Below are 25,478 nucleotides of genomic sequence, written 5' to 3'. Positions count from 1 at the left end.
GCAGCGCCCCGCCGTTGTCCTGAGTTCCGCGCGCGGACAGGCATTTGCCCGGCGTGATCGCGTCGGTGTTCGCCGGCGACTGCTTGCTGTACTTGGTCTTGTCATCGACCGTCACGGTCGTTTGCGTGGTGTTGCCGCTGGGATCGGTGTTGGTCACGTTGATGGTGTTACCGGACACGGATGCGACCGAGCCCCGGACCCAGGCCGGCTTCGCGGGCGCCTGCGACGGCGCAAGGGACGGCGGCGTGGTGGTCGAAGCGCCGGGCGCGGACTGCGGCGGCTTCGGGCAGGCGCCGTTCACGGACTCGCTGATCTTCACCGACGCGGCGGTCACCGCCTGGCCGGGCGCCGATCCCTCCGTCGGCTTCACGCTGACGCAGCTGCCCGGGGTGACGTCCGGAAGCCCGGCCGGGACGGCCTCGGTGATCTTGGTGGTCGACGTGAAGTTGACCGAGGCGGTCGCGTTGTCTTCCTTGGTGACCTGGATGGAGTTGCCCGCTACCGAGGCGATCAGACCGCTGACCCGCGCTTCGGCGTTGGGGGCCGACGACGTGGTCGTCGACGTGACGACGGACGTCGAGGTTGAGGTGGAGGTGGATGTGGAACCGGATTTGTTCGAAGAGCCGCAGGCGGACAGGGACAATGCGGCGGCTCCCGCAACGGCGAAGACCGCGAAGCGAGTGAGCCGGGGCATTTGACAGCTGGCAGACATCAACGTTTCTCCATTCGTCGGTTAGAGCCAACGTCATGGTTTACCCGTTTAAACTGTGCCTAACCTGTGTATCTGCCGCGCTCAGAACGCCTCTTCGGTCACCTTCATGATCTCGTCGTCGATCGACTCGATCACGCCGCGCAGCGAGGTGAGCTTCGGCAGCATGTTCTTGGCGAAGAACCCCGCGGTCGCGACCTTGCCCCGATAGAACGCTTCGTCATTCCCGGCGCCGTCGGCCAGCGCGCGGGTCGCGATGATCGCCTGCACCAGCAACCGCCAGCCGATCAGCAGATCGCCCACCGCGAGCAGATAGCGCACCGATCCCAGCCCCACCTTGTAGATCTCTTCTGCGTGTTGGGCCGCCGACATCAGGTAACCGGTCAGCGCGCCCGTCATCGCCGTGACGTCGTCGTACGCTGTCTGCACCAGTTGGGCGATCGGCTTGAGCGCCTCGTCGCAGTCGTCGATGGTCGCGGTGATCTGAGTCGTCAAGAACTGCAGGGCCTGACCCCGGTCGCGCACGATCTTGCGGAAGAAGAAGTCCAGCGCCTGGATGGCGGTGGTGCCCTCATAGAGCGAATCGATCTTGGAATCCCGGATGTACTGCTCGAGCGGATAGTCGGCCAAAAAGCCGGAACCGCCCAGCGTCTGCAGCGACTCGGTCAGTACCTCATAGGCCCGCTCCGAGCTGACCCCCTTGACGATCGGCAGCAGCAGATCGTCGATGCGGTGCGCCATCTCGGGATCTGCACCCGAAACACGTTGGGCCACAGCGGCATCCTGATGTGCGGCGGCATACATGTAGAGCGCGCGCAGCCCTTCCGCGTACGCCTTCTGGGTCATCAGGCTGCGGCGCACGTCGGGGTGGTGGATGATCGTGACCCGCGGCGCGGTCTTGTCGGACATCTGCGTCAGGTCCGCACCCTGCACCCGCTCCTTGGCGAAGGCCAGCGCGTTCAGGTAACCCGTGGACAGCGTGCCGGCGGCTTTGACGCCAATCGTCATGCGCGCCTGCTCGATCACGGTGAACATCTGCGCGATGCCTCGGTGCACATCGCCGACCAGGTAGCCGACGGCGGGCACATCCGTTGCGCCGAAGGTCAATTCGCACGTGGGGGAGGACTTGATGCCCATCTTGTGCTCCACCCCGGTGACGTAAACCCCGTTGCGGGGGCCGAGTTCGAAGGTGTCGGGGTCGAACAGGAAGTTGGGCACGTAGAACAGGCTCAGCCCCTTGGTACCCGGTCCGGCGCCCTCCGGGCGGGCCAGCACCAGATGGAAGATGTTCTCGGCGGTATCGCCCACGTCGCCGCCGGAGATGAAGCGCTTGACGCCCTCGATGTGCCAGGTGCCGTCGGGTTGTTCGATGGCTTTGGCGCGGCCGGCGCCGACGTCGGAACCCGCGTCGGGCTCGGTGAGCACCATGGTGGCCGCCCAGCCCCGCTCCACGCCCTGCGCGGCCCATTGTCGCTGCTGCTCGTTGCCCTCGACGTACAACGCCTGAGACATGAACGGGCCCAGGCAAAAGAAATTCGCCGACGGGTTGGCGCAGATGAGCATCTCGTTGACCGCCCACGCCAGCGGCGGCGGGGCGGGCATGCCGCCGATCTCTTCGGCCATGCCCAGCCGCCACCAGCCGGCCTCCTTGAGCGCCGCCACCGTCTTGGCCAACTCGTCGGGCACCGTGATCTTGTGCTCGGCCGGGTCGAACACCGGCGGATTGCGGTCGGCGAAGGCGAAGGATTCGGCCACCGGACCTTCGGCGAGGCGAGCGGCCTCGGCCAATATCGTTTTGACCGTGTCCTCGTCGAGGTCGCTGTAGCCGCCGGTGCCCAAAACGGCGCCGACATCGAGCACTTCGAAAAGGTTGAACTCGATATCACGAACGTTTGCGATGTAGTGGCCCAACGCGATTCCCTCACTGGTCCTCGAGGCGGCGGATCGTCAGGCCCAGTCTGTCGGACGCGGGAAAACGTACGCAACCGTAACCAGTGCCGGTCCGAGTGTCCCCGCCCATCGATAGCCGCATTCCGAAGTCGCGGCGCATCGGGGAACATCGCGTCGGCGCCGGGCGTTACGGCAAACGTGACAACACTTGATCTCACCGCTGAGAAGTTCAACGAAACCATCGAGGGCAACGACATCGTGCTCGTCGACTTCTGGGCGTCCTGGTGCGGCCCGTGCCGCCAGTTCGGTCCCACTTTCCAGGCGTCGGCGGAGAAACACCCCGACATCGTGCACGCCAAAGTCGACACCGAGGCCGAACAACAGCTGGCCGCCGCGGCCCAGATCCGGTCCATCCCGACGCTGATGGCGTTCAAGAAGGGCAAACTGCTGTTCAACCAGCCCGGTGCCCTGCCGCCGGCCGCTTTGGAGGACCTGGTCCAACAAGTCCGCGCCTTCGACGTCGACGCCGCCGAGGCCGGGCAAGCCGAATAAGCCCCGCGTCCGCGCTGCGCGCAGAACCACGGTTAGCTACGCGCTAGGTTGCATGGGTGAGTTTGGTACTGGTAGATCACCCGCGGCCCGGCGTCGCGCTGATAACCCTGAATCGGCCCGAGCGGATGAACTCGATGGCGTTCGACGTCATGCTGCCGCTCAAGGAGGCCCTGGAAAAGGTCACGTACGACAATTCGGTGCGCGTGGTCGTGCTGACCGGGGCCGGTCGCGGCTTCTCCTCCGGCGCCGATCACAAGTCCGCGGGCTCCGTGCCCCACGTCGAGGGACTGACCCGCCCGACCTACGCGCTGCGCTCCATGGAGATCCTCGATGAGGTCATCCTGGCGCTGCGCCGGCTGCACCAACCGGTGATCGCCGCGGTCAACGGCCCCGCCATCGGCGGCGGCCTGTGTCTGGCCCTGGCCGCCGACATCCGGGTGGCCTCGACCAGCGCGTACTTCCGCGCCGCCGGCATCAACAACGGGCTGACCGCCAGCGAGCTGGGGCTGTCCTACCTGCTACCGCGGGCCATCGGCTCGTCGCGCGCCTTCGAAATCATGCTGACCGGCCGTGACATCACCGCCGAGGAGGCCGAGCGCATCGGGCTGGTGTCCTGCCAGGTGCCCGAGGAGCAGCTGCTGGACACCTGCTACGCCATCGCCGCGCGCATAGCGGCCTTCTCGCGGCCGGGCATCGAGTTGACCAAGCGCACGCTGTGGAGTGGACTGGACGCCGGTAGCCTGGAAGGGCACATGCAAGCCGAAGGCTTGGGACAGCTTTTCGTCCGCCTGCTCAGCGCCAACTTCGAAGAAGCGGTTGCCGCGCGCGCAGAACGACGACCCCCGGTGTTCACCGACGACAAATAGGCGTCTTTTCAACAAGGAGAGCGATCGTGATCACGGCCACGGACCTGGAGGTCCGCGCTGGTGCGCGCATCCTGCTCTCCCCGGACGGTCCCGACCTGCGCGTGCAGCCCGGCGACCGCATCGGGCTGGTGGGCCGCAACGGCGCAGGTAAGACCACCACGCTGCGCATCCTGGCGGGGGAGACCGAGCCCTACGCGGGCGCGATCAACCGCGCCGGCGAAATCGGTTATCTGCCACAGGATCCCAAAGAGGGCGACCTCGACGTGCTGGCCCGCGACCGGGTGCTGTCGGCCCGTGGTCTCGACGTGTTGCTGACCGACCTGGAAAAGCAGCAGGCGTTGATGGCCGAGGTCGCCGACGACGACGCCCGCGACCGCGCGATCCGACGGTACGGGCAGCTGGAGGAGCGTTTCGTCGCTCTGGGCGGCTATGGCGCGGAAAGCGAAGCGAGCCGCATCTGCGCGAGTCTGGGCCTGCCGGAACGGGTGCTGACGCAGCAGCTGCGCACGCTGTCCGGTGGGCAGCGCCGCCGGGTGGAGTTGGCGCGCATCCTGTTCGCCGCGTCCGAGGGCGGCGCGGGCATGTCGGGTTCGTCGACCACCCTGCTACTCGACGAGCCGACCAACCACCTGGACGCGGATTCCATCGGCTGGCTGCGCGACTTCCTGCGCGCGCACACCGGCGGGCTGGTGATCATCAGCCACAACGTCGAACTGCTCGCCGACGTCGTCAACCGGGTGTGGTTCCTGGACGCGGTGCGCGGCGAGGTCGACGTCTACAACATGACGTGGCAGAAATACCTGGACGCGCGGGCCACCGACGAGCAGCGCCGGCGCCGGGAACGCGCGAACGCCGAACGCAAGGCCACCGCGCTGCGCTCGCAGGCCGCCAAGCTCGGCGCGAAGGCCACCAAAGCCGTTGCCGCGCAGAACATGTTGCGCCGCGCCGACCGGATGATGGCCGCACTCGACGACGAGCGGGTGGCCGACAAGGTGGCCCGCATCAAGTTCCCCAACCCAGCGGCGTGCGGGCGCACGCCGCTGGTGGCCTCCGGGCTGAGCAAGTCCTACGGGTCGTTGGAGGTGTTCACCGGTGTCGACCTGGCGATCGACCGCGGCTCGCGGGTGGTGGTGCTGGGCCTCAACGGTGCCGGCAAGACCACGCTGCTGAGAATCCTGGCCGGCACCGAGGCGCCCGACACCGGGGGACTCGAGCCCGGGCACGGGCTGCGGATCGGCTACTTCGCCCAGGAGCACGACACGCTCGACAACGACGCGACCGTGTGGGAGAACATCCGCCATGCCGCACCGGATTCGGGCGAGCAGGATCTGCGCGGCCTGTTGGGCGCGTTCATGTTCAGCGGCCCCCAGCTCGACCAGCCGGCGGGCACCCTGTCCGGCGGTGAGAAGACGCGGCTGGCGCTGGCTGGTTTGGTGGCTTCCACCGCCAACGTGCTGCTGCTCGACGAGCCCACGAACAACCTCGACCCGGCCTCGCGCGAGCAGGTGCTCGACGCGCTGCGCAGCTACCAGGGCGCGGTGGTGTTGGTGACGCACGACCCGGGTGCGGCCGAGGCGCTCGACCCGCAGCGCGTCGTGCTGTTGCCCGACGGCACCGAGGACTTCTGGTCCGACGAATACCGGGACCTCATCGAGCTCGCCTGATCTGATGGCGGCGACCCGCTTCGCCCGGCTGCGCCGCGCTCGCGATCGCCACGACTTCGCAGGCGATTTGGCGAAATCGGCCCGCGACCGACAGCGGCTTCTTACGCTGGGTGCTTGCGACCGTGTCCCGCGCCGGAGGAGCCATGAAGAGAACACCGCAAAGGTCGGCCAAGACGCGCGACCAGTTGTTGGACGAACTGCGCCACGCCTACGAAGGCGGCGCCAGCATCCGCAGCCTGGTCGCGAAGACCGGCAGGTCCTACGGGTCGGTGCATAGCTTGCTGCGGGAGTCGGGCACCACGATGCGCAGCCGCGGCGGCCCCAACCGGACCGCCAAGGTCGCGCGGGCGTAGCGACACTGCGAAATCACGTCCCCTTGTTCGCAGTGACGTTACGATCGCTTCTCAGAGTCGTTGCGGCGCACCGAGTTTTCCACCAGGTCCAGGACCGCGGATAGGCGCTGCGGGTCCTCGCCGGACGCCGACCTAGCCACCAGGCCGTCGAGCACCAATTCCAGATAACACTGCAGCACGTCGCCGGGCACGTCGTCGCGCACCCGGTGCGCCTCCGTCTGCCGGCGCAACCGATCGGTGGTCGCAGCCGCCAGCTCGGCCGAACGTTCCGCCCATCCCTGGCTGAACGCGGGATCGTTGCGCAGCTTGCGGGCGATCTCCAATCTGGTGGCCAGCCAGTCGAACTGGTCCGGCGCGGCCAGCATGTCGCGCATCACCTGGATGAGTCCCGCGCGGGAGGCCACGTCGGCCATCCGTTCGGCGTCCTCGTGGGCGAGGGCGAAAAACAGCGCGTCCTTGTCCCGGAAGTGGTGGAAGATCGCGCCGCGCGACATCCCGATCGCCTTCTCCAGCCGACGCACCGTCGCCTGCTCGTAGCCGTATTCGGCAAAGCAACGGCGGGCGCCGTCGAGGATCTGGCGGCGTCGAGCCGCCAGATGGTCCTCGCTGACCTTGGGCACTGGGTGAGGTGGATTCGGGCCGGGACTAGCCGGACTTGAGCATGTTGCGCAGCACGTACTGCAGGATGCCGCCGTTGCGGTAGTAGTCGGCCTCGCCGGGTGTGTCGATACGCACCACCGCGTCGAACTCGATCGCGTCCTTTCCGTCCCTGGTTGCCTTGACGTGCACCGTCTTCGGCGTCTTGCCGTTGTTGAGCTCTTCGATCCCGGTGATGTCGAACACCTCGGTGCCGTCCAGCCCAAGGTCGGTGGCCGACTTGCCGTCGGGGAACTGCAACGGGATCACGCCCATGCCGATCAGGTTGGAGCGGTGGATCCGCTCGAACGACTCGGCGATCACCGCGCGGACGCCCAGCAGCCGCGTTCCCTTGGCGGCCCAGTCTCGCGACGAACCCGATCCGTATTCCTTACCGCCCAGCACCACCAGCGGAATGTCTTGCGCCGCATAGTTTTGCGCCGCGTCATAGATGAACGCCTGCGGTGCGCCGTCCTGGGTGAAGTCGCGGGTGTAGCCGCCGGACACGTCGTCGAGCAGCATGTTGCGCAGCCGGATGTTGGCGAACGTGCCGCGGATCATCACCTCGTGGTTGCCGCGCCGCGAGCCGAAGGAGTTGTAGTCCTTGCGTTCCACGCCGTGCTCGTCGAGATACTGCGCCGCCGGGGTTCCCGGCTTGATGCTGCTGGCGGGGGAGATGTGGTCGGTGGTCACCGAATCGCCCAGCAGCGCCAGCACCCGGGCGCCGGTGATGTCGGCGACCGTCTCGGGCTCGGCCGGCATGCCGTCGAAGTACGGGGGCTTGCGGACGTAGGTCGAATCCGCGTTCCACTCAAAGGTATTGCCGCTCGGGGTGGGCAGGTTGCGCCACCGCTCGTCGCCCTTGAACACGTCGCCGTAGTTCTTGGTGAACATCTCCTGGTTGATCGCCGAGGCGATGGTGTCGGAGACGTCCTGCTGCGACGGCCAGATGTCTTTCAGGAAGACGTCGTTGCCTTCTTTGTCTTTGCCGAGCGGCTGGGATTCGAAGTCGAAGTCCATGGTGCCGGCCAGCGCGTAGGCGACCACCAGCGGCGGCGACGCCAGGTAGTTCATCTTGACGTCGGGGTTGATGCGGCCCTCGAAGTTCCGGTTGCCCGAGAGCACGGCGGTCACCGACAGGTCGTTGTCGTTGATGGCCTTCGAGATTTCGTCGGGCAGCGGACCGGAGTTGCCGATGCAGGTGGTGCAGCCGTAGCCGACCAGGTAGAAGCCGAGCTTCTCCAGATACGGCCACAGGCCGGCCTTGTCGTAGTAGTCGTTGACCACCTGCGAGCCGGGTGCCATGGTGGTCTTCACCCACGGCTTGGACGCCAGTCCCTTCTCGACGGCGTTGCGAGCCAGCAGCGCGGCACCCAGCATCACCTCGGGGTTGGAGGTGTTGGTGCACGACGTGACCGCGGCGATCACCACCGCGCCGTGGTCGAGCACGAATTCGCCTCGCTCGTCGGACTTTACGGTCACCGGGTTACTCGGGCGGCCCTTGGCATGTGCGGCTGCCGAGTGCACCTCGGGGACGTCGTCGGCATGCCCGTTCGACACCGCGCCGGGATCGCTGGCCGGGAAGGTCTCCTCGACCGACTCGTCCAGCTTCGAGTAGCCCTGTTTCCCGTCGCCGTCGACGTAGCTGAGGATCTGGTCGCGGAAGGTGGACTTGGCCGCCGACAAGGCGATTCGATCCTGCGGGCGCTTGGGTCCGGCGATCGACGGCACCACCGTGGAGAGGTCGAGCTCGAGGTACTCCGAGAAGGCGGGCTCGTGGTCGGGGTCGTGCCACAGCCCCTGCTCTTTGGCGTAGGTCTCCACCAGTGCCAGTTGCCGGTCGGTGCGGCCGGTGAACTTGAGGTAGGAGATGGTCTCCTCGTCGATGGGGAAAATGGCTGCGGTGGAACCGAATTCGGGGCTCATGTTGCCTAGCGTGGCGCGGTTGGCCAACGGAACCTCGGAAACACCCTTGCCGTAGAACTCGACGAACTTGCCGACCACACCGTGCTTTCGCAGCATCTCGGTGACGGTCAACACGACGTCGGTTGCGGTGACGCCGGCCTGGATCTCACCGGTCAGCTTGAAGCCGACCACACGGGGGATCAGCATCGACACCGGCTGGCCCAGCATCGCGGCCTCGGCCTCGATGCCGCCGACGCCCCAGCCCAGCACACCGAGGCCGTTGACCATCGTGGTGTGCGAGTCGGTTCCCACGCAGGTGTCGGGGTAGGCGACGCCGTCGCGCTCCATCACGACACTGGCCAGGTACTCGATGTTGACCTGGTGCACGATGCCGGTGCCCGGGGGCACCACCTTGAAGTCCTGGAAAGCTCCCTGGCCCCAGCGCAGGAACTGGTAACGCTCGCCGTTGCGCTGGTACTCGATCTCGACATTGCGCTCGAACGCGTCGGGGGTGCCGAACAGGTCGGCGATCACCGAGTGGTCGATCACCAGGTCGGCGGGTGCGAGCGGGTTGACCTTGTCCGCCTTGCCGCCGAGCTCGCCGATGGCCTCGCGCATGGTGGCCAGGTCGACGATGCAGGGCACGCCGGTGAAGTCCTGCATGACGACGCGGGCGGGCGTGTACTGGATCTCAATGCTGGGTTCCGCCTTGGGATCCCAGTTCGCGATGGCCTCGATGTGGTCTTTGGTGATGTTGGCGCCGTCCTCGTTGCGCAACAGGTTCTCGGCCAGCACCTTGAGGCTGTAGGGGAGCTTCTCGGTGTTGGGGACGGCGTCGAGACGATAGATCTGGTAACTCTGGTCGCCGACCTCGAGGGTGTCGCGGGCTTCGAACGAATTCACAGAATCAGTCACTTCAACTCCAGAGTCTTTAGTTCTCCCACCGCGACGGGCTGGCGTCGGCGGGTCGTCCCAAACTAGTCGTGCCGACTTTAACAGTACGCTTGTCCTGCATTACGACGGCACCGCTGAAACCAGTCTTATCGCCGCGGCCGCCGGTTTAAACCCCCGACGGTGAAGTCGCGTACGGTGCCTCTAGCACTACCGCAGGAGGCGCAGATGACCGGGCACGATTCGTTCGTTGCACCGCTACCGCAGGACACCGTGTTCTCGCACTCGACGCTGCCGCTCTACATTCCGGTGGACGTCGACATGACGTTGGTGAAGGCTCAGGTCGCCGCCACCGGGGTCAGCGCCCCGCCGTCGGCGATGCCGGGACTGCTCGACGTGGTCAACCACGCGCGCGCCGACGGCATCAACCTCAAGATCGTGCTGCTCGACCACAACCCCCCGAACGACACCCCATTGCGCGATATCTCGACGGTGGTCGGCGCGGACTATCACGATGCGACGGTGCTGACGCTCAGCCCGAGCTACGTCGGCAGCTACAGCACGCAGTTCCCCCGCGTCACGCTCGAGGCCGGCGAGGACATCGCCAAGACCGGCAACCCGGTGGTCTCCGCGCAGCATTTCTTGCACGAGTTGGACACGCCCGAATTTCCCTGGACCGGCCTGACGATTTTCCTGCTGATCGTCGTCTTCGTGGCGGCCGTCGGCACCCGCATGTTGCAGTTGCGTAGCAAGCGCTCAGCAACGACGGACGACATCGCGGCAACCCCCGCCGCCGACACCAATACCGCCGTGTAGCCACCGGTATTCGCTTCTTCGGGTTCCATCGACGAACCCTCACGGCCGACTGCGGCAAACCGGGCAGGTCACTGTTCGGTCACATTAAACGCACGTAGAGAGTGCGATTTCGGTGGAGCGTTTGCAGGCCTATCCGTGTGACGTACGGTGCAAATGATGCTGGTGTTGTCTTTGGCGCCTTTCGGGGAACCTGTGGCTGGCGCCACCCGTCGTGTTGAGCCGTAGGAGACCTGAGTCGAATGAGACGCACACGCTGGGGGTCTTCTGCGCGACCGGTCGCAAGGCTGGTGCGGCCCGTCGTTCCATCCGTTTTGAGCCTGGCGCTGCTGATCGCGACGCCGGGCCTCGCGGGGGCCGATCCCACCGCCGACAACCTGGCCGCACTCATCGCCGACGTCGCCAAGGCCAACCAGCGGCTGCAGAACCTGAGCGCCGAAATCCAGACCGAGCAGGAAAGCGTCAACAAGGCCCTGGTCGACGTGGAGACCGCGCGGGACAACGCGGCCACCGCCCAGCACGATGTGGAGACCAGCCAGCAAGCGGTCAAAGACGCCAACATCGCCATCTCCGGGGCGCAGCGCCGCTTCGACACGTTCGCCGCGGCCACCTATATGAACGGTCCGTCGAACAGCTACCTGACGGCGAGCAGCCCCGAGGACATCATCGCGACCGAAGCCGCCGCCAAGAACCTGACCACGAGCTCGCAGACCGTGATGGCCAAGCTGCAGCAGGCCCGCACCGAGCAGGTGAACAAGGAATCGGCGGCGCGGCTGGCCAAGCAGAATGCCGATAAGGCCGCCGCCGACGCCAAATCCAGTCAGGACGCCGCCGTGGCGGCGCTGACCAACTCCAAGCAGAAGTTCGACCAGCAACGCGAAGACATCATTCGCCTTGCCGCCGAACGGGATCAGGCTCAGGTCAAGCTCGAGGCGGCCAAGCGCGAAGCCGCGCGGCAGTGGTCCGCGGGTGCCGGCGGGCCGGGAGCGCCCGCGTCGGGCGACCGGTGGGAGACCGGATCGCCGGGCGCGCCGGCGCCGTCGTCCGGGGGCCGCCAGTGGGATGGCGCCTGGGACCCGACGTTGCCGATGATCCCGAGCGCCAACGTTCCCGGCGACCCGATCGCGGTGATCAACCAGGTGCTCGGCATCTCGGCCACCTCGACTCAGGTCACCGCCGGTCTGGGCCGCAACTTCCTGCAGCAGATGGGCATTCTCAAGCCCGACGACACCGGCATCACCAACGCGGCGCCCGGTGGCGTCGGCGGGCGCATCCCCCGGGTGTACGGCCGGCAGGCCACCGAATACGTGATCCGGCGCGGCATGTCGCAGATCGGCGTGCCCTACTCCTGGGGCGGCGGCAACGCGGCCGGCCCGAGCAAGGGCATCGACTCCGGCGCGGGCATCACCGGCTTCGACTGTTCGGGGCTGGTGCTGTACTCGTTCGCCGGGGTGGGCATCAAGCTGCCGCACTACTCGGGCTCGCAGTACAACCTGGGCCGCAAGATCCCGTCGTCACAGATGCGCCGCGGCGACGTCATCTTCTACGGCCCGGGCGGCAGCCAGCACGTCACGATCTACCTCGGCGACGGCCAGATGCTCGAGGCCCCCGATATCGGGTTGAAGGTCCGCGTCGCCCCGGTACGCACCAGCGGCATGACGCCCTACGTGATCCGGTACATCGAGTGGTGATCGAGTGAGTATTGAACGAGGAGCCATGCGCCGCAATCGGTTTCGTCTCATCAACTTCGCCTGGATCACCGCGGTGGTGTCCGGGCTGATGTTTTCTGTGGCGGCGCAGGCTCCTCTCGCCGGTGCCGACCCTGGCCAGTGGGACCCCACGCTGCCGGCCCAGATCAGCGCCGGAGCGCCCGGCGACCCGCTCGCGGTCGCCAACGCGTCGCTGCAGGCCACCGCACAGGCCACCCAGACCACGATGGATCTGGGCAAGCAATTCTTGAGCGGGCTCGGGATCAACCTCGGTGGCGACCCTCCCGCCGCGGCGGCCACTCCCGGCAATCCCGGCGCCAAGATTCCGCGGGCAAACGGCCGGCAGGCCATCGAGTACGTGATCCGCCGGATGGGCTCGCAGATGGGCGTGCCGTATTCGTGGGGTGGTGGCTCGCTGGACGGACCGAGCAAGGGCGTCGGCGACGGCGCCAACATCACCGGCTTCGACTGCTCGGGCCTGATGCGGTACGGGTTCGCCGGCGTCGGCGTGCTGATCCCGCGGTTCTCCGGTGACCAGTACAACGCCGGGCGCCACATCCCGCCGGATCAGGCCCGGCGCGGCGACCTGATCTTCTACGGCCCGGGCGGCAGCCAGCACGTCACCATGTACCTGGGCAACGGCCAGATGCTCGAGGCGTCGGGCAGCGCCGCCAAGGTTACGGTCAGCCCGGTTCGTAAGCCCGGCATGACGCCGTTCCTGACCAGGATCATCGAGTACTGACCCCACGTCGGGTTCGGCGGGCGGGTCCCGGGCCGGTGCACCAGCGTCGACGGAATTCGGCGGGCCTGGAATAGTTGGACGCGGGCACGTCGCCACGACATCGGTCGTGCCAGCAGTCGTGTCCGATTGAGCTTTGTCGGTTGAGCGGTGGAAGGTAGCAGTTCATGACATCAGCAGGTGGGCCGCCGCCAGGCGCCAGCGGTTACTCGGGCCCGGGCGGGCAAACCGGCCCGGCTCACGAAGCGCCGACGGGCGGTGGCAATGGACTGGCCGCCGAGGTGCAGACCCTGGAGCGGGCCATCTTCGAGGTCAAACGGATCATCGTCGGCCAGGACCAGCTGGTGGAGCGCATGCTGGTCGGCCTGTTGTCCAAGGGGCACGTGCTGCTCGAGGGTGTGCCCGGTGTGGCCAAGACGCTGGCCGTCGAGACGTTCGCCAAGGTGGTCGGCGGGACGTTCGCGCGCATCCAGTTCACGCCCGACCTGGTGCCCACCGACATCATCGGTACCCGCATCTACCGACAGGGCAAGGAGGAGTTCGACACCGAGCTCGGCCCGGTGGTGGTCAACTTCCTGCTCGCCGACGAGATCAACCGCGCGCCGGCCAAGGTGCAGTCCGCGCTGCTGGAGGTCATGCAGGAGCGCCACGTCTCGATCGGCGGCAAGACCTTCCCGCTGCCCAACCCGTTCCTGGTGATGGCGACGCAGAACCCGATCGAGCACGAGGGCGTCTACCCGCTGCCCGAAGCCCAGCGCGACCGCTTCCTGTTCAAGATCAACGTCGGCTACCCGTCCCCGGAGGAGGAGCGGGAGATCATCTACCGGATGGGCGTGCGCCCGCCGGAGCCCAAGCAGATCCTGAACACCGGCGACCTGCTGCGCCTGCAGGACATCGCGGCCAACGTCTTCGTCCACCACGCGCTGGTCGACTACGTGGTGCGCGTGGTGACCGCGACCCGGCATCCCGAACAGCTCGGCATGAACGACGTCAAGACGTGGATCTCCTTCGGTGCGTCCCCGCGTGCCTCGCTGGGCATCATCGCCGCCGCCCGGTCGCTGGCGCTGGTCCGCGGCCGTGACTACGTGATCCCGCAGGACGTCGTGGACGTCATCCCCGACGTGCTGCGCCACCGGCTGGTGCTCACCTATGACGCGCTGGCCGACGAGATCTCACCGGAGATCGTCATCAACCGGGTGCTGCAGACGGTTGCCCTGCCTCAGGTGAATGCCGTTCCGCAGCAAGGTCATTCGGTGCCCCCGGTGATGCAACCCGCCGGCGCGGCCAGCGGTCGGTGACCGACCCCAAGCGGCCGGCGGTCCATCCGCCATCGATGCAGCGGGGTCAGATCGACGACCCGAAGCTGTCGGCGGCGCTGCGCACCCTCGAGCTCACCGTCAAGCGCAAGCTCGACGGGGTGCTGCACGGCGATCACCTCGGCCTGATCCCGGGGCCGGGCTCGGAGCCGGGGGAGTCGCGCGAGTATCAGCCGGGTGACGACGTCCGCCGGATGGACTGGGCCGTCACCGCGCGCACCACGCACCCGCACGTGCGGCAGATGATCGCCGATCGCGAGCTGGAAACCTGGCTGGTGGTCGACATGTCGGCGAGCCTGGACTTCGGCACCACCGTGTGCGAGAAGCGCGACCTGGCCGTCGCGGCCGCGGCCGCCATCACGTTCCTCAACAGCGGGGGCGGCAACCGGCTGGGCGCGATCGTCTCCACCGGCGCCAACATCACCCGGGTGCCGGCCCGCTCCGGGCGCCAGCATGAGCAGACGCTGCTGCGCACCATCGCCACCACCCCCCGGGCCCCGGTCGGGGTGCGTGGTGACCTGGCGACGGCGATCGACTCGCTGCGCCGCCCGGAACGCCGCCGCGGCATGGCGGTCATCATCAGCGACTTCCTCGGGCCGATCAACTGGATGCGCCCGCTGCGGGCCGTCGCGGCCCGGCACGAGGTGCTGGCCGTCGAGGTGCTGGACCCCCGCGACGTCGAGCTACCCGACATCGGCGACGTGGTGCTGCAGGACGCCGAGTCCGGCGTCACCCGTGAGTTCACCATCGACGCTCAGCTGCGCGACGATTTCGCCAAGGCCGCCGCGGCGCACCGTGCCGACGTGGCGCGCACCATCCGCAGCTGCGGGGCTCCGATCCTGACGCTGCGCACCGACCGTGACTGGATCGCCGACATTGTGCGCTTTGTCGAATCCCGCCGGCGCGGTGCATTGGCAGGGCGGCAGTGACCCTGCCGCTACTCGGCCCAATGTCGTTGTCGGGCTTTGAACATTCGTGGTTCTTCCTGTTCCTGCTTGTCGTCGTGGGGCTGGCCGCGCTCTACATCCTGATGCAGCTGGCGCGGCAGCGCCGCATGCTGCGGTTCGCCAACATGGAGCTGCTGGAAAGCGTCGCCCCGAAACGGCCGCCCAAGTGGCGGCACGTGCCGGCGATTCTGCTCATCGCGTCGCTGGTGTTGTTCACCATCGCGATGGCGGGCCCGACGAACGACGTCCGGATCCCCCGCAACCGCGCGGTGGTGATGCTGGTCATCGACGTCTCGCAGTCCATGCGCGCCACCGATGTACAGCCCACCCGGATGGCGGCCGCGCAGGAAGCCGCCAAGCAGTTCGCCGAAGAGCTGACCCCGGGCATCAACCTCGGGCTGATCGCCTACGCGGGGACCGCGACGGTGTTGGTGTCGCCGACGACCAACCGCGAATCGACCAAGACCGCGCTGGACAAACTGCAGTACGCGGACCGCACCGCGACCGGGGAGGGCATCTACACCGCCCTGCAGGCCATCGCGACGGTGGGCGCGGTGATCGGGGGCGGCGACAAACCGCCGCCGGCACGCATCGTGCTGTTCTCCGACGGCAAGGAGACGATGCCGACCAACCCGGACAACCCGAAGGGCGCCTTCACCGCCGCGCGCACGGCCAAGGACCAGGGCGTGCCGATCTCGACCATCTCCTTCGGCACCCCGTACGGCTTCGTCGAGATCAACGACCAACGCCAGCCGGTGCCCGTCGACGACGAGACGCTGAAGAAGGTCGCCCAGCTCTCGGGTGGAAACGCTTACAACGCAGCGTCATTGCAGGAACTGAAATCCGTGTACGCGACGCTGCAGCAGCAGATCGGCTACGAGACCATCAAGGGCGATGCCAGCGTGGGCTGGGTGCGGCTGGGCGCGGTGGTGCTGGCGCTGGCCGCGCTGGCGGCGTTGCTGATCAATCGGCGCCTACCGACCTAGCGTTCGGCCGAGGTGACCGTCAGCCGGCGGCGATGATCGCCGACGGCGGGTAGGACGCCGGAATCGGATTGAGGTTCGGCACCACCGGGACACCCGGCGCCACCGGGTCGACGCGGCTGAGCGTGAAGCGCGCCCCGCCGGCCAGCTCCTGCGGCGTGCACATGAACTGCGGGGTGGCCTGGAGCCGCCAGCGTTCCTGCGCCAGGCAGGCGCGCTGTCCGTCCCGGGTGGCGGCGTCGAGGAGCGCGAGCGCGTCGGCCCAGGATTCGTCGGTGCGTGTCTGCAGCACGATCGGCTTACCGTGGGCGTGCGCGACCAGGTAGTCGAGTGCGACGGGCACGCCCGTCAGTTCGTCGCGGTCTCGGCGCAGGGAGTCCGTGGTGAGGGCGAGCGCCACCCCGACCGCCAGGCTGACCGCCGCGACGCCGGCCGCCAAGCGGCGGCCGACCAGCTCCTGCCGCGACACCGCCAGCACCACCAGCGCCGTCGACCCCAGGATGAGCAAGACCAGCGGCAACGCGTAGGAGAAGACGCCAATGTAGGACTGCCAGAGATGGTCCACGCCGTACCAGCAGTAGAAGGCGAACAGCGCGGTGGCCACGGCGGTGACCCGAAGCAGCCGGCGGGAGAAGTCGTACACCGCCTCGTCGATGCCGGGGTGTGACAGCCTGCGGACCAGCGCCAGATCCGCCGCGAACAACGCCACCAGGAACACCGCGCCGAGGGCGGGACCCGGGCCCCAGAACTGCACGAGAAATCGCGCGGCCGCGACCGGAGGGTTCGGGGCGCGGTGGCCATAGGCCAGGTACTGCGGAATCTCGCCCGGCCAGTGCAGGGCCACGTTGAGCACCATCGGAAGCAGGAACAACGCCAACACCGCTGAGGCGACCAGCACGTCGCGGCGGTGCGTGAGCAACTGGCGCCGCCTGGGCACGAGCGCCACCAGCGCAAGCATTGGCACCAGGGCCAGGAATTCGGCGTGCCCGTGCACCAGCAGGCCGCCGGCGAGCACCATGATCCACAGGTGGCGCAGCCGTCCGGCCGCCACCGACGCGACCGCGACGAGGTAGAGAAGGAACGGCGCGAAGCAGGCGTGCGGCATCCAGGTGGAGCACACCAGCTGGGGGTGTTCGGCGAGGAAGACGAGGGTGATGCCGGCCGCCGTGAGCACCGCCGGTGTCGAACGCACCCAGGAATAGAGGATGGTCAGCGCGAGTGCGATCAGCGCCGCGTTCAGGGCCATGATCGCGATCGCCTGCCCGTTGTAGGCCGCCGGAACGAGACCCGTCACGTCGTGCAGCAACCATTCGCCGGCGGCCTGCACGTAGAAGAAAGCCGGACCGGGATGGTGAAAACCGACCCTGGAGTAGTGCCCGGTCAGCAGGGCGAAATGCTTGGCCTGCATGGTGAGAATCGAGTTGGCCGCCGGATCTCCGGCCTCGTAGACAGGATGGCCGAACAGCCCGTGATTGCGCACCAGCAGCAGGGCGAGCAGGCCGCCGCAGCAAACCGCGAAGAGTGCCGCGGCTCGGGTGTCGATCCTGAAGAGACGGGTCGGGGCTGCGGCCATGAGGCTCAGATCCTAGGGGAGTCGCCCCGGGTTCGTGCAGCGGTGAGTGCCTTGGGCTGGGATCGCGCTGAGCCGATTGCAGCTCTGGCGGGCCGAGGCGATAAGTTGGCCGGGTGACTGAAGCAGCCACCGAACTCGCCGCCAACGGCGTCAAACCGGCATTCGTATCCCGTTCAGTCCTGGTCACCGGCGGAAACCGGGGAATCGGGCTGGCGATCGCACAGCGGCTGGCCGCCGACGGCCACAAGGTGGCCGTCACGCACCGCGGATCCGGGGCGCCCGAGGGGCTGTTCGGTGTCGAGTGCGATGTGACCGACAACGACGCCATCGACCGCGCCTTCAAGGAGGTCGAGGAGCACCAGGGCCCGGTCGAGGTGCTGGTGTCCAACGCCGGTATCTCCAAGGATGCGTTCCTCATCCGGATGACCGAGGAGCGGTTCGAGGAGGTCATCAACGCCAACCTCACCGGGGCGTTCCGAGTGACCCAGCGCGCGGCACGCAGCATGCAGAAGAAGCGGTTCGGCCGGATCATCTACATCGGCTCGGTGTCCGGCAGCTGGGGCATCGGCAACCAGTCCAACTACGCGGCCGCCAAGGCCGGCCTGATCGGCATGGCGCGTTCGATCTCCCGCGAGCTGTCCAAGGCCGGGGTGACCGCGAACGTGGTGGCCCCCGGCTACATCGACACCGAGATGACCCGCGCGTTGGACGAGCGGATTCAGGCCGGGGCGCTGGAATTCATCCCCGCGAAGCGGGTCGGCACCGCCGCGGAGGTCGCCGGGGTGGTCAGCTTCCTGGCGTCCGAGGACGCGAGTTACATCGCCGGTGCGGTCATCCCGGTCGACGGCGGCATGGGCATGGGCCACTGACTTCAACCCCCACAACGGATTTCGATTAGATTTAAGGACGGACATGGCAGGACTGCTCGACGGCAAACGGATCCTGATCTCCGGGATCATCACCGATTCGTCGATTGCGTTTCACATCGCCAAGGCGGCCCAGGAGGCGGGAGCGCAGTTGGTGCTCACCGGGTTTGACCGGTTGCGCCTGATTCAGCGCATCGCCGACCGGCTGCCGGAGAAGGCGCCGCTGATCGAACTCGACGTGCAGAACCAGGAGCACCTGAACTCGCTCGCCGAGCGGGTATCGGCCGAGATCGGCGAGGGTAACAAGCTCGACGGTGTGGTGCACTCGATCGGTTTCATGCCGCAGACGGGGATGGGCATCAACCCGTTCTTCGATGCGCCGTACGAGGACGTCTCCAAAGGCATTCACATCTCGGCGTATTCGTACGCCTCGCTGGCCAAGGCGGTGCTGCCGATCATGAACCCCGGCGGCTCCATCGTGGGCATGGACTTCGACCCCAGCCGGGCGATGCCGGCCTACAACTGGATGACGGTGGCCAAGAGCGCGCTGGAATCGGTCAACCGGTTCGTGGCGCGCGAGGCGGGCAAGTCCGGTGTGCGCTCCAATCTCGTTGCCGCGGGACCCATCCGGACGCTGGCCATGAGCGCCATCGTCGGCGGTGCGCTCGGCGAAGAGGCCGGCGCGCAGATGCAGCTGCTCGAAGAGGGCTGGGACCAGCGCGCCCCCATCGGCTGGAACATGAAGGACCCGACGCCCGTCGCCAAGACGGTGTGCGCGTTGCTGTCGGACTGGCTGCCGGCGACGACGGGGACCATCATCTACGCCGACGGTGGCGCAAGCACCCAATTGCTGTAAAGCCTCATGGAATTCGACGCCGTCCTGCTGCTGTCCTTCGGTGGGCCGGAAGGTCCCGAGCAGGTTCGGCCGTTCTTGGAGAACGTCACCCGGGGCCGTAATGTGCCCCCGGAACGGCTCGACCATGTCGCCGAGCACTACCTGCATTTCGGCGGGGTGTCGCCGATCAACCGGATCAACCTGGCGCTGATTCAGCAGCTGCGCGCCGAGCTCGAAGGCCGCGGCCTGGACCTGCCGGTCTACTTCGGCAACCGCAACTGGGAGCCCTACGTCGAAGACACCGTCGCGGCGATGCGGGACAACGGAATTCGTCGGGCCGCGGTTTTCACCACGTCGGCATGGAGCGGCTATTCCAGCTGCACGCAATACGTCGAGGACATCGCGCGGGCGCGCGAGGCCGCCGGGCCGGATGCGCCCGAATTAGTCAAGCTGCGGCCCTATTTCGACCACCCGCGGTTCGTGCAGATCTTCGCCGACACCGTCGGTGCGGCGTCGGGCGCTCTGACCGCCGAGCAACAGGCCGGCGCGCGCCTGGTGTTCACCGCGCATTCCATCCCGGTGGCCGCCGACGACCGGCTGGGCCCGCGGCTGTACAGCCGCCAAGTCGCCTATGCCGCAAGCCTTGTGGCGGCCGCCGCCGGATATCCCGAGTACGACCTCGCGTGGCAGTCCCGGTCGGGGCCGCCTCAGGTTCCGTGGCTGGAGCCCGACGTCGCCGACCGCCTGGCCGCCCTGGCGCAGGCCGGCACCGAGGCCGTCATCGTCTGCCCGATCGGGTTTGTGGCCGACCACATCGAGGTGGTGTGGGACCTCGACAACGAGCTGGCGGCCCAGGCGCAGGCGGCGGGCGTGGCAATGGTGCGGGCCTCGACGCCCAACGCCGATCCGCGTTTCGCGCAACTGGCCGCCGACCTGATCGACGAACTCCGCTATGGCCGAACGCCCGAGAGGGTGGCCGGGCCGGACCCGGTGCCGGGCTGCCTGGCCAGCGCCAACGGCGCGCCGTGTCGCCCGCCGCACTGCGCGGCCGGCACCGGCCCTCGGGACTAGCGGCGATCGCGAGCGCGGCGCAGCCGGGCGAAGCGGGTCGGTGCCATCCGGACTAGTCGCCCCAGGCGGAATGCAGGATCGCGGTCACGGCCGCCATCCGCGCCGAACGCACCACGGCCGTCAGCGGTCGCAACGCGTCGCCGGCGATGCGCGCCTCCGACGATGACTGCGTTCCAAGCGGTTCCGGGCCCGCAGCGACGGGCGCGGTGAAACGGTCCGGAGAGTCGGATCGGCTCAGCCCCGCGCTGACCGCGATGATGGCGTCGACGTGCGCGGCGTTCTCCAGCACCCGCAGCGCGCGCGTCGGCGCGTGGTCGGGAATGCGGTGTTGCCGTGCGGATTCCAGTAGTTGCTCGACCAGCCCACGCGGGTCGTCCACGTCGGAGGCCGCGGCTCCCAGCCCGATGGCGCTCAGCGCGTCGGCGGCCGAGCGCACGGCCGACCGCAGCGTGTACTCGGCGTCGCCGAGCTCGTAATGGTCCAGCACCGGCGCGCCGGGCAGCGAGTACACCGTCCAGGTCAGCGCGCACAGCTCGGCCAGCCGCGTCTCGTAATCGTCGGGCGCGTCCTCGTCGTCCTCGTAGGAGAATTCGGGCACCAGGCCGACGGCGGCGGCGGGGTTGCGGGGATTGGCGATGATGACCGCCTCACCGGCGGCCAGGGCGTCGCGCTCGAACTGCGTTCCGGGGGCCAGCCCGCGCACGTCGCCCGGCACCGGCAAAACCACGTTGATCGTCCCGCGCATCAGGCCGAGCGCATCCGGCGTCGACGTCGGCCGGCCTATCGCGGCACGCAATGTCTGCAGCAAAGTGACCGTTCCGGCGTCGTGCACGTCGGGCCAGGGCAGGCCGGTGTGGCCCGCGGCGACGGCATCATACGCGGTCACCGATTGCTTTGGCGCCCAAACGGATAACGCGTCCAGGACGTCGTCGGGCGCGGCCTTTCCGGCGAGCCAGGCATTGGCCCACAGGGACAGCGAAACACTGGGACACCACACGATCACGCAGTGTAGTTGTTTTGCCCGGCAAACGCGGATCACGCGTATTCTTGCCGCATGCCCGCCGCGCTGCTTTGGCTAATATTCGCGCTGGTGCTGGCCGGTGCGGAGGCACTTACCGGCCATTTGTTTTTGGTGATGCTCGGTGGGGGCGCACTGGCCGCCTCGCTAACCAGTTGGCTGACCGACTGGCCGGTGTGGGCCAACGGCGCGGTGTTCCTGGTCGTGTCGGTGCTGTTGCTGGTGCTGGTTCGTCCGCCGCTGAAGCGACGGCTGACGCCGGCCGGGATGCCGCGCTTGGGAATCGAGGCGCTGCAGGGCAAGACCGCGCTGGTGCTCGAGCGGGTCGCACGCGACGAGGGCCAGGTGAAACTCGACGGCCAGGTGTGGACGGCGCGCCCGCTCAACGACGGCGAAGTCTACGAACCCGGTGAGCCGGTCACCGTCATGCAGATCGACGGTGCCACCGCGGTGGTCTTCAGGAGCAGTCTGTAGCGGCGGCGAGAACCGCTGCGAAGGAAAGGAAGTCCGATGCAAGGTGCGGTTGCTGGATTGGTGCTGCTGGCCGTCTTGGTCATCTTCGCCATGGTCGTGGTGGCCAAGTCGGTGGCGCTGATACCTCAGGCAGAGGCGGCGGTGATCGAACGGTTGGGACGTTACAGCCGCACGGTCAGCGGGCAACTGACGCTGCTGGTGCCGTTCATAGATCGGGTTCGCGCCCGGGTGGATCTGCGCGAGCGGGTGGTGTCGTTCCCGCCGCAGCCGGTGATCACCGAGGACAACCTGACCCTCAACATCGACACGGTGGTCTACTTCCAGGTCACCGTGCCCCAGGCGGCCGTCTACGAGATCAGCAACTACATCGTCGGCGTGGAGCAGCTGACCACCACCACGCTGCGCAACGTCGTCGGCGGCATGACGCTCGAGCAGACGCTGACGTCGCGCGACCAGATCAACGGGCAGCTGCGCGGCGTGCTGGACGAGGCCACCGGCCGCTGGGGGCTGCGCGTCGCCCGGGTCGAATTGCGCAGCATCGACCCGCCGCCGTCCATCCAGGCGTCGATGGAAAAGCAGATGAAGGCCGACCGCGAGAAGCGGGCCATGATCCTGACCGCCGAAGGTATGCGCGAGGCGGCGATCAAGGAGGCGGAGGGTCAGAAGCAGGCGCAGATCCTGGCCGCCGAGGGCGCCAAGCAGGCCGCGATCCTGGGCGCCGAGGCCGACCGGCAGTCCCGGATGCTGCGCGCCCAGGGTGAACGCGCCGCGGCGTACCTGCAGGCGCAGGGCCAGGCCAAGGCGATCGAGAAGACGTTCGCCGCGATCAAGGCCGGCCGGCCCACCCCCGAAATGCTCGCCTACCAGTATCTGCAGACGCTGCCGGAGATGGCGCGCGGCGACGCCAACAAGGTGTGGGTGGTGCCCAGCGATTTCAACGCGGCGTTGCAGGGATTCACCAAGCTGTTGGGAACCCCAGGCCAGGACGGCGTGTTCCGCTTCCAGCCGTCACCCGTCGAGGACGCGCCCAAGCACAGCGCCGACGACGATGCCGACGTCGCCGACTGGTTCTGCACCGAAACCGACCCCGCCATCGCCCGGGCGGTGGCCAAGGCTGAGGCGATCGCACGTCAGCCGGCGGACGGCCCGGCGGGGGAGCTGACTCCCTAGGATTGACGCATGAGTGTGTTGACTTCCCCGAAGACCTACACGGCGCTCGGCGTGTTCCACGCCGTCGACGCGGTGGCGTGCGGCGTCCAGGTGGCCCCCATCAAGAAGGTCCTCGATGACGTGGGCGTCCCGGAGAACATCCGGCCCGTGCTGCCGGCGGTGAAGGCGGCCGCCGCGGTCGGTCTGCTGTCGGTCCACCGCTTTCCGGCGCTGGCGCGGCTGACGACGGCGATGCTGACGTTGTACTTCGTGCTGGCGGTCGGCGCGCACGTTCGGGTGCGCGACAAGGTCGTCAACGGCCTTCCGGCAGCGCTGTTTTTGGCGCTGGTCGCCGCGATGACGATCAAGGGGCCGGACCACAACTAGTCGAGGCGCAACTCGACCAGCGGCAGCGGGGTATCGGTGTCGGTGATCGGGACGCCGAGCGTCTGCTCCAGCACCGGGCGCATCCGTTCCCACGCCTTGGGGTGACGGGTTCGGTAGGCGGCCAGGGTGCGATCGGCCTCCGGTGTGGTCAGCACCCGCGCGACCGCGGTTCTGGGCGCATGGCTGCCGGTATACACCCGCACCCGAGGGTTGGCTTCAATGTTGCGGAACCACTGGGCTTTCCGGCCGAAGCCGGAGGCGACGACGTAGGTGTCGGGCGGGGAGTGGTCGACGACCTCCAGCGCCGCGTAGCGCGGCAGGCCCGACTTGCGGCCGACGTGCTCGAGCAGCAGGATGCGCGAACCGAACAACGCGCCCGCGCGGGCCCTATAGATCCAGATCGGTGCGCGCATGAGGCGGCGCGACCTCAGTAGCCGTCCGGCCAGGCCGGCGACGCCGGTGGGGAACCGGCGGGCTCCGGTGTTGTCCGATGTCATGCGGCTCTCCACGGTAGTCGGGATAACCGAGACGGTACTGGGCCGACGCCTGTCGCCGTGACGATCTCAGGCATCGTCACGGCGACAGGTTCAGTTGTCAGGGATGCGGCGTGGGGGATGCGGGCGTCGGCGCGGGCGGTGTCGGGAATCCCTCGCCCGGGGGCGGCGGCGGATAGAACGGTGGCGGCTCGACCTCCCCGCCGCTCAGCTCGGGACTGATCGCGCGGTCGCCGTACGCGGTGCCGTCGGCCGTGACCACGAGCGCCCGGATCCCGCCGCCGTTCAGCTCCGCGGCGAGCAGGTCGGGTGAGGTGTGCGCGGCGCTCAACGCGTCGGCGCGAGAGGTCGCGGCCAGCAGCCGATCGTGCAGATTGCGATGGGCGAGAACACCCATCGTGATGTCGATGGTGACTCCGAGCACCACCAACAGGACGGCCAGCAGTGCCAGCACCACCAGCGTCACGCGACGTTGCAGCGACGGCGTCGGCGTCGTCGACGCGTCCGTCATGACCGCTCGGCCTGCAGGCGATAGCCGATGCCGCGCACGGTGTGCAGGATCCGCGGCCCGTGCGCCTCGAGCTTGCGCCGCAACCCGCTGACGTGGACCTGCACCAGGTTGGGGTCGTAGGCGTCGTAGCCCCACACCCCGTTCAGGATCTGGCCCGCGCTGACGATCCGGCCGCGCTGCTCGACCAGGAAAGCCAGCACGCGCAGCTCGGTCGCGGTCAGATCCAGCCGGTGTCCGCCGCGTGCGGCCACGCCGGCGCCGAGGTCCAGGGTGACGTCGCCCACCTGAATCACCTCCGACAGCCGGCCGCGACGGCGCAGCACCGCACCGACCCGCGACACCAGTTCGGCCAATTCGAAAGGCTTGATGACGTAGTCGTCGGCCCCGCCGTCGAGCCCGCGCAGCCGATCGGGCAGCCCGTCGCGCGCCGTGATCAGGACGATCCCGATGTCACCCCATTCGCGGATGACGTCGATCAATTCGAACCCGTCGCGCCCGGGCAGCATCACGTCGAGCACCACCAGGTCGGGGCGCATCCCGTCGAGAACCTCTTCCAGGCCGTCGCCGTCGCAGCGGGCGTCGGTGTGATAGCCGACATCGGTGAGCGCCTCGCCGACCATCTCCCGGATGGTCTCGGAGTCTTCGACCACCAGCACCCGCGGTGTGCCGACGCTGAACCGATCCGACCGGCGCGCGGGCGAACAACTGTCGGCCTGCCGCGGATCCGTCATACCCCCATTGTCGGCGCCGGTTCTGAGATGAACCTGAAGCGGTCACCTCCAGGGCACGGCGGTGGCCCATTTCTTAAGCCCCACTTCAGCCCCGGCTCTTAACGTCCGTGACATGACCACGAACGACGACATCAACACCAATCCACCCGCGCCGGCGCCGGTGGCCTACCAAGCACCCGAGCGGCGCCGTTACCCCACCGGCGTGGTGATCGGCGCCGGAGTGGCGGGCGTGCTGCTCGGCGCGGTCGGCACCATCGCGGCGATCGCCTTCGCCTGGATCGTCAGCGTCGGGCCGCCCCCGCCGCCACCGCCCGGGCCGCCGCCGGATGCGACCGCGACGGCCGTCGTGCACCCGCTACCCGATGGCAGCCGGTTGATCCTGGTCGCCGACACCAC

At 68.1% G+C, this 25,478-nt stretch carries 24 protein-coding genes and 2 pseudogenes; 17 read left to right on the top strand and 9 right to left on the bottom strand.

What is annotated here, in order from left to right:
- Both A5708_RS27880 and A5708_RS17145 read right to left on the bottom strand, forming a co-directional pair.
- Positions 1–712, bottom strand: a 712-nt coding sequence (locus A5708_RS27880) for a DUF5666 domain-containing protein (RefSeq protein ID WP_081292990.1), incomplete at its 3' end; no start/stop codon positions are given.
- A gap of 81 nt (positions 713–793) precedes the next feature.
- Positions 794–2,620: an acyl-CoA dehydrogenase gene (locus tag A5708_RS17145; protein ID WP_065029777.1), complete on the bottom strand. Its 1,827-nt coding sequence runs from the start codon at positions 2,618–2,620 to the stop codon at positions 794–796.
- Between the two features lie 177 nt (positions 2,621–2,797).
- On the opposite strand from A5708_RS17145, the gene trxA reads away from it, so the two are divergent.
- The 4 genes from trxA (at position 2,798) to A5708_RS17125 (ending at position 6,034) form a co-directional block, all read left to right on the top strand.
- Complete coding sequence (gene trxA, locus A5708_RS17140) at positions 2,798–3,151, top strand: thioredoxin (RefSeq protein WP_044485223.1); 354 nt, start codon at positions 2,798–2,800, stop codon at positions 3,149–3,151.
- Between the two features lie 56 nt (positions 3,152–3,207).
- A complete protein-coding gene (locus A5708_RS17135; protein ID WP_065029776.1) occupies positions 3,208–4,017 on the top strand; it encodes an enoyl-CoA hydratase in 810 nt (269 codons plus the stop codon).
- A gap of 26 nt (positions 4,018–4,043) precedes the next feature.
- A complete protein-coding gene (locus tag A5708_RS17130) occupies positions 4,044–5,681 on the top strand; it encodes an ABC-F family ATP-binding cassette domain-containing protein (protein WP_065029775.1) in 1,638 nt (545 codons plus the stop codon).
- 143 nt (positions 5,682–5,824) lie between these two features.
- Positions 5,825–6,034, top strand: coding sequence for a helix-turn-helix domain-containing protein (locus A5708_RS17125; RefSeq protein WP_065029774.1), 210 nt, complete (start codon positions 5,825–5,827; stop codon positions 6,032–6,034).
- Positions 6,035–6,072: 38 nt separating this feature from the next.
- On the opposite strand, the gene A5708_RS17120 is transcribed toward A5708_RS17125, so the two are convergent.
- Both A5708_RS17120 and A5708_RS17115 read right to left on the bottom strand, forming a co-directional pair.
- Positions 6,073–6,654 (bottom strand): TetR/AcrR family transcriptional regulator, encoded by a 582-nt coding sequence (locus A5708_RS17120; protein WP_065029773.1) that lies wholly within the window; start codon positions 6,652–6,654, stop codon positions 6,073–6,075.
- A 25-nt stretch (positions 6,655–6,679) separates the two neighbouring features.
- Positions 6,680–9,490, bottom strand: coding sequence for an aconitate hydratase (locus A5708_RS17115; RefSeq protein ID WP_065029772.1), 2,811 nt, complete (start codon positions 9,488–9,490; stop codon positions 6,680–6,682).
- 204 nt (positions 9,491–9,694) lie between these two features.
- Between A5708_RS17115 and A5708_RS17110 the strand changes: the two genes are divergently transcribed.
- The 6 genes from A5708_RS17110 (at position 9,695) to A5708_RS17085 (ending at position 15,976) form a co-directional block, all read left to right on the top strand.
- Entirely contained in the window at positions 9,695–10,282 is a 588-nt protein-coding gene (locus tag A5708_RS17110; protein WP_065029771.1) for a DUF6676 family protein, read from the top strand.
- A 239-nt stretch (positions 10,283–10,521) separates the two neighbouring features.
- A complete protein-coding gene (gene ripA, locus A5708_RS17105; RefSeq protein WP_065029770.1) occupies positions 10,522–11,970 on the top strand; it encodes an NlpC/P60 family peptidoglycan endopeptidase RipA in 1,449 nt (482 codons plus the stop codon).
- A gap of 25 nt (positions 11,971–11,995) precedes the next feature.
- Positions 11,996–12,730 (top strand): NlpC/P60 family peptidoglycan endopeptidase RipB, encoded by a 735-nt coding sequence (ripB, locus tag A5708_RS17100; protein ID WP_065029769.1) that lies wholly within the window; start codon positions 11,996–11,998, stop codon positions 12,728–12,730.
- 164 nt (positions 12,731–12,894) lie between these two features.
- On the top strand, positions 12,895–14,025 hold the full coding sequence (locus A5708_RS17095; protein ID WP_065029768.1) for an AAA family ATPase: 1,131 nt from the start codon (positions 12,895–12,897) through the stop codon (positions 14,023–14,025).
- Positions 14,022–14,972, top strand: coding sequence for a DUF58 domain-containing protein (locus tag A5708_RS17090; RefSeq protein WP_065029767.1), 951 nt, complete (start codon positions 14,022–14,024; stop codon positions 14,970–14,972). The genes A5708_RS17095 and A5708_RS17090 overlap by 4 nt, the downstream gene beginning before the upstream one ends.
- Positions 14,969–15,976 (top strand): VWA domain-containing protein, encoded by a 1,008-nt coding sequence (locus A5708_RS17085; protein WP_065029766.1) that lies wholly within the window; start codon positions 14,969–14,971, stop codon positions 15,974–15,976. The genes A5708_RS17090 and A5708_RS17085 overlap by 4 nt, the downstream gene beginning before the upstream one ends.
- A gap of 19 nt (positions 15,977–15,995) precedes the next feature.
- Here the strand turns inward: A5708_RS17085 and A5708_RS17080 are convergent, their stop codons facing one another.
- Positions 15,996–17,546 (bottom strand): hypothetical protein, encoded by a 1,551-nt coding sequence (locus A5708_RS17080; protein WP_065029765.1) that lies wholly within the window; start codon positions 17,544–17,546, stop codon positions 15,996–15,998.
- A 113-nt stretch (positions 17,547–17,659) separates the two neighbouring features.
- Here A5708_RS17080 and fabG1 point away from each other — a divergent pair, with 113 nt between their 5' ends.
- The 3 genes from fabG1 to A5708_RS17065 are packed head-to-tail and all read left to right on the top strand — an operon-like array spanning position 17,660 to position 20,318.
- Positions 17,660–18,415 (top strand): 3-oxoacyl-ACP reductase FabG1, encoded by a 756-nt coding sequence (fabG1, locus tag A5708_RS17075; protein ID WP_065029764.1) that lies wholly within the window; start codon positions 17,660–17,662, stop codon positions 18,413–18,415.
- 43 nt (positions 18,416–18,458) lie between these two features.
- Positions 18,459–19,268, top strand: a complete 810-nt coding sequence (gene inhA / locus A5708_RS17070; RefSeq protein WP_065029763.1) for an NADH-dependent enoyl-ACP reductase InhA — start codon at positions 18,459–18,461, stop codon at positions 19,266–19,268.
- Between the two features lie 6 nt (positions 19,269–19,274).
- On the top strand, positions 19,275–20,318 hold the full coding sequence (locus tag A5708_RS17065) for a ferrochelatase (protein ID WP_065029762.1): 1,044 nt from the start codon (positions 19,275–19,277) through the stop codon (positions 20,316–20,318).
- 52 nt (positions 20,319–20,370) lie between these two features.
- Here the strand turns inward: A5708_RS17065 and A5708_RS17060 are convergent, their stop codons facing one another.
- Positions 20,371–21,315: a hypothetical protein gene (locus A5708_RS17060; protein WP_065029778.1), complete on the bottom strand. Its 945-nt coding sequence runs from the start codon at positions 21,313–21,315 to the stop codon at positions 20,371–20,373.
- A gap of 57 nt (positions 21,316–21,372) precedes the next feature.
- Between A5708_RS17060 and A5708_RS17055 the strand changes: the two genes are divergently transcribed.
- The 3 genes from A5708_RS17055 to A5708_RS17045 are packed head-to-tail and all read left to right on the top strand — an operon-like array spanning position 21,373 to position 23,346.
- Positions 21,373–21,810, top strand: coding sequence for an NfeD family protein (locus tag A5708_RS17055; RefSeq protein ID WP_065029761.1), 438 nt, complete (start codon positions 21,373–21,375; stop codon positions 21,808–21,810).
- A 36-nt stretch (positions 21,811–21,846) separates the two neighbouring features.
- Entirely contained in the window at positions 21,847–22,980 is a 1,134-nt protein-coding gene (locus A5708_RS17050; protein WP_065029760.1) for an SPFH domain-containing protein, read from the top strand.
- Between the two features lie 9 nt (positions 22,981–22,989).
- On the top strand, positions 22,990–23,346 hold the full coding sequence (locus tag A5708_RS17045; protein WP_065029759.1) for a DoxX family protein: 357 nt from the start codon (positions 22,990–22,992) through the stop codon (positions 23,344–23,346).
- Here A5708_RS17045 and A5708_RS17040 read toward each other — a convergent pair.
- The 3 genes and pseudogenes from A5708_RS17040 to A5708_RS17030 all read right to left on the bottom strand — a co-directional run bounded on the left by A5708_RS17040 (position 23,343) and on the right by A5708_RS17030 (position 25,082).
- Positions 23,343–23,759 (bottom strand): nitroreductase family deazaflavin-dependent oxidoreductase, encoded by a 417-nt coding sequence (locus A5708_RS17040; RefSeq protein ID WP_155766052.1) that lies wholly within the window; start codon positions 23,757–23,759, stop codon positions 23,343–23,345. The two genes, A5708_RS17045 and A5708_RS17040, sit on opposite strands and share 4 nt — an antisense overlap.
- Positions 23,760–23,943: 184 nt before the next feature.
- Positions 23,944–24,351: pseudogene (locus tag A5708_RS17035) on the bottom strand (two-component sensor histidine kinase); the annotation flags it as partial.
- Complete coding sequence (locus A5708_RS17030) at positions 24,348–25,082, bottom strand: response regulator transcription factor (protein WP_065029756.1); 735 nt, start codon at positions 25,080–25,082, stop codon at positions 24,348–24,350. The pseudogene A5708_RS17035 and the gene A5708_RS17030, both read right to left, overlap by 4 nt.
- A 112-nt stretch (positions 25,083–25,194) precedes the next feature.
- On the opposite strand from A5708_RS17030, the pseudogene A5708_RS17025 reads away from it, so the two are divergent.
- Positions 25,195–25,478, top strand: a pseudogene (locus A5708_RS17025) (hypothetical protein); the annotation flags it as partial.

Source organism: Mycobacterium colombiense, assembly GCF_001672755.1.
GTDB lineage: Bacteria > Actinomycetota > Actinomycetes > Mycobacteriales > Mycobacteriaceae > Mycobacterium > Mycobacterium colombiense_C.
This window is presented reverse-complemented; position numbering and strand designations above follow the sequence as displayed.

Excerpts from the sequence above, each read along its gene's own strand:
- inhA (WP_065029763.1), top strand. The coding sequence starts at position 18,459 with ATGGCAGGACTGCTCGACGGCAAACGGATCCTGATCTCCGGGATCATC.
- A5708_RS17125 (WP_065029774.1), top strand. The coding sequence starts at position 5,825 with ATGAAGAGAACACCGCAAAGGTCGGCCAAGACGCGCGACCAGTTGTTG.
- A5708_RS17080 (WP_065029765.1), bottom strand. The coding sequence starts at position 17,546 with ATGGCCGCAGCCCCGACCCGTCTCTTCAGGATCGACACCCGAGCCGCG.
- A5708_RS17040 (WP_155766052.1), bottom strand. The coding sequence starts at position 23,759 with ATGCGCGCACCGATCTGGATCTATAGGGCCCGCGCGGGCGCGTTGTTC.
- ripB (WP_065029769.1), top strand. The coding sequence starts at position 11,996 with ATGCGCCGCAATCGGTTTCGTCTCATCAACTTCGCCTGGATCACCGCG.
- A5708_RS17045 (WP_065029759.1), top strand. The coding sequence starts at position 22,990 with ATGAGTGTGTTGACTTCCCCGAAGACCTACACGGCGCTCGGCGTGTTC.
- A5708_RS17055 (WP_065029761.1), top strand. The coding sequence starts at position 21,373 with ATGCCCGCCGCGCTGCTTTGGCTAATATTCGCGCTGGTGCTGGCCGGT.
- ripA (WP_065029770.1), top strand. The coding sequence starts at position 10,522 with ATGAGACGCACACGCTGGGGGTCTTCTGCGCGACCGGTCGCAAGGCTG.
- A5708_RS17030 (WP_065029756.1), bottom strand. The coding sequence starts at position 25,082 with ATGACGGATCCGCGGCAGGCCGACAGTTGTTCGCCCGCGCGCCGGTCG.
- A5708_RS17050 (WP_065029760.1), top strand. The coding sequence starts at position 21,847 with ATGCAAGGTGCGGTTGCTGGATTGGTGCTGCTGGCCGTCTTGGTCATC.
- A5708_RS17095 (WP_065029768.1), top strand. The coding sequence starts at position 12,895 with ATGACATCAGCAGGTGGGCCGCCGCCAGGCGCCAGCGGTTACTCGGGC.
- A5708_RS17110 (WP_065029771.1), top strand. The coding sequence starts at position 9,695 with ATGACCGGGCACGATTCGTTCGTTGCACCGCTACCGCAGGACACCGTG.
- A5708_RS17065 (WP_065029762.1), top strand. The coding sequence starts at position 19,275 with ATGGAATTCGACGCCGTCCTGCTGCTGTCCTTCGGTGGGCCGGAAGGT.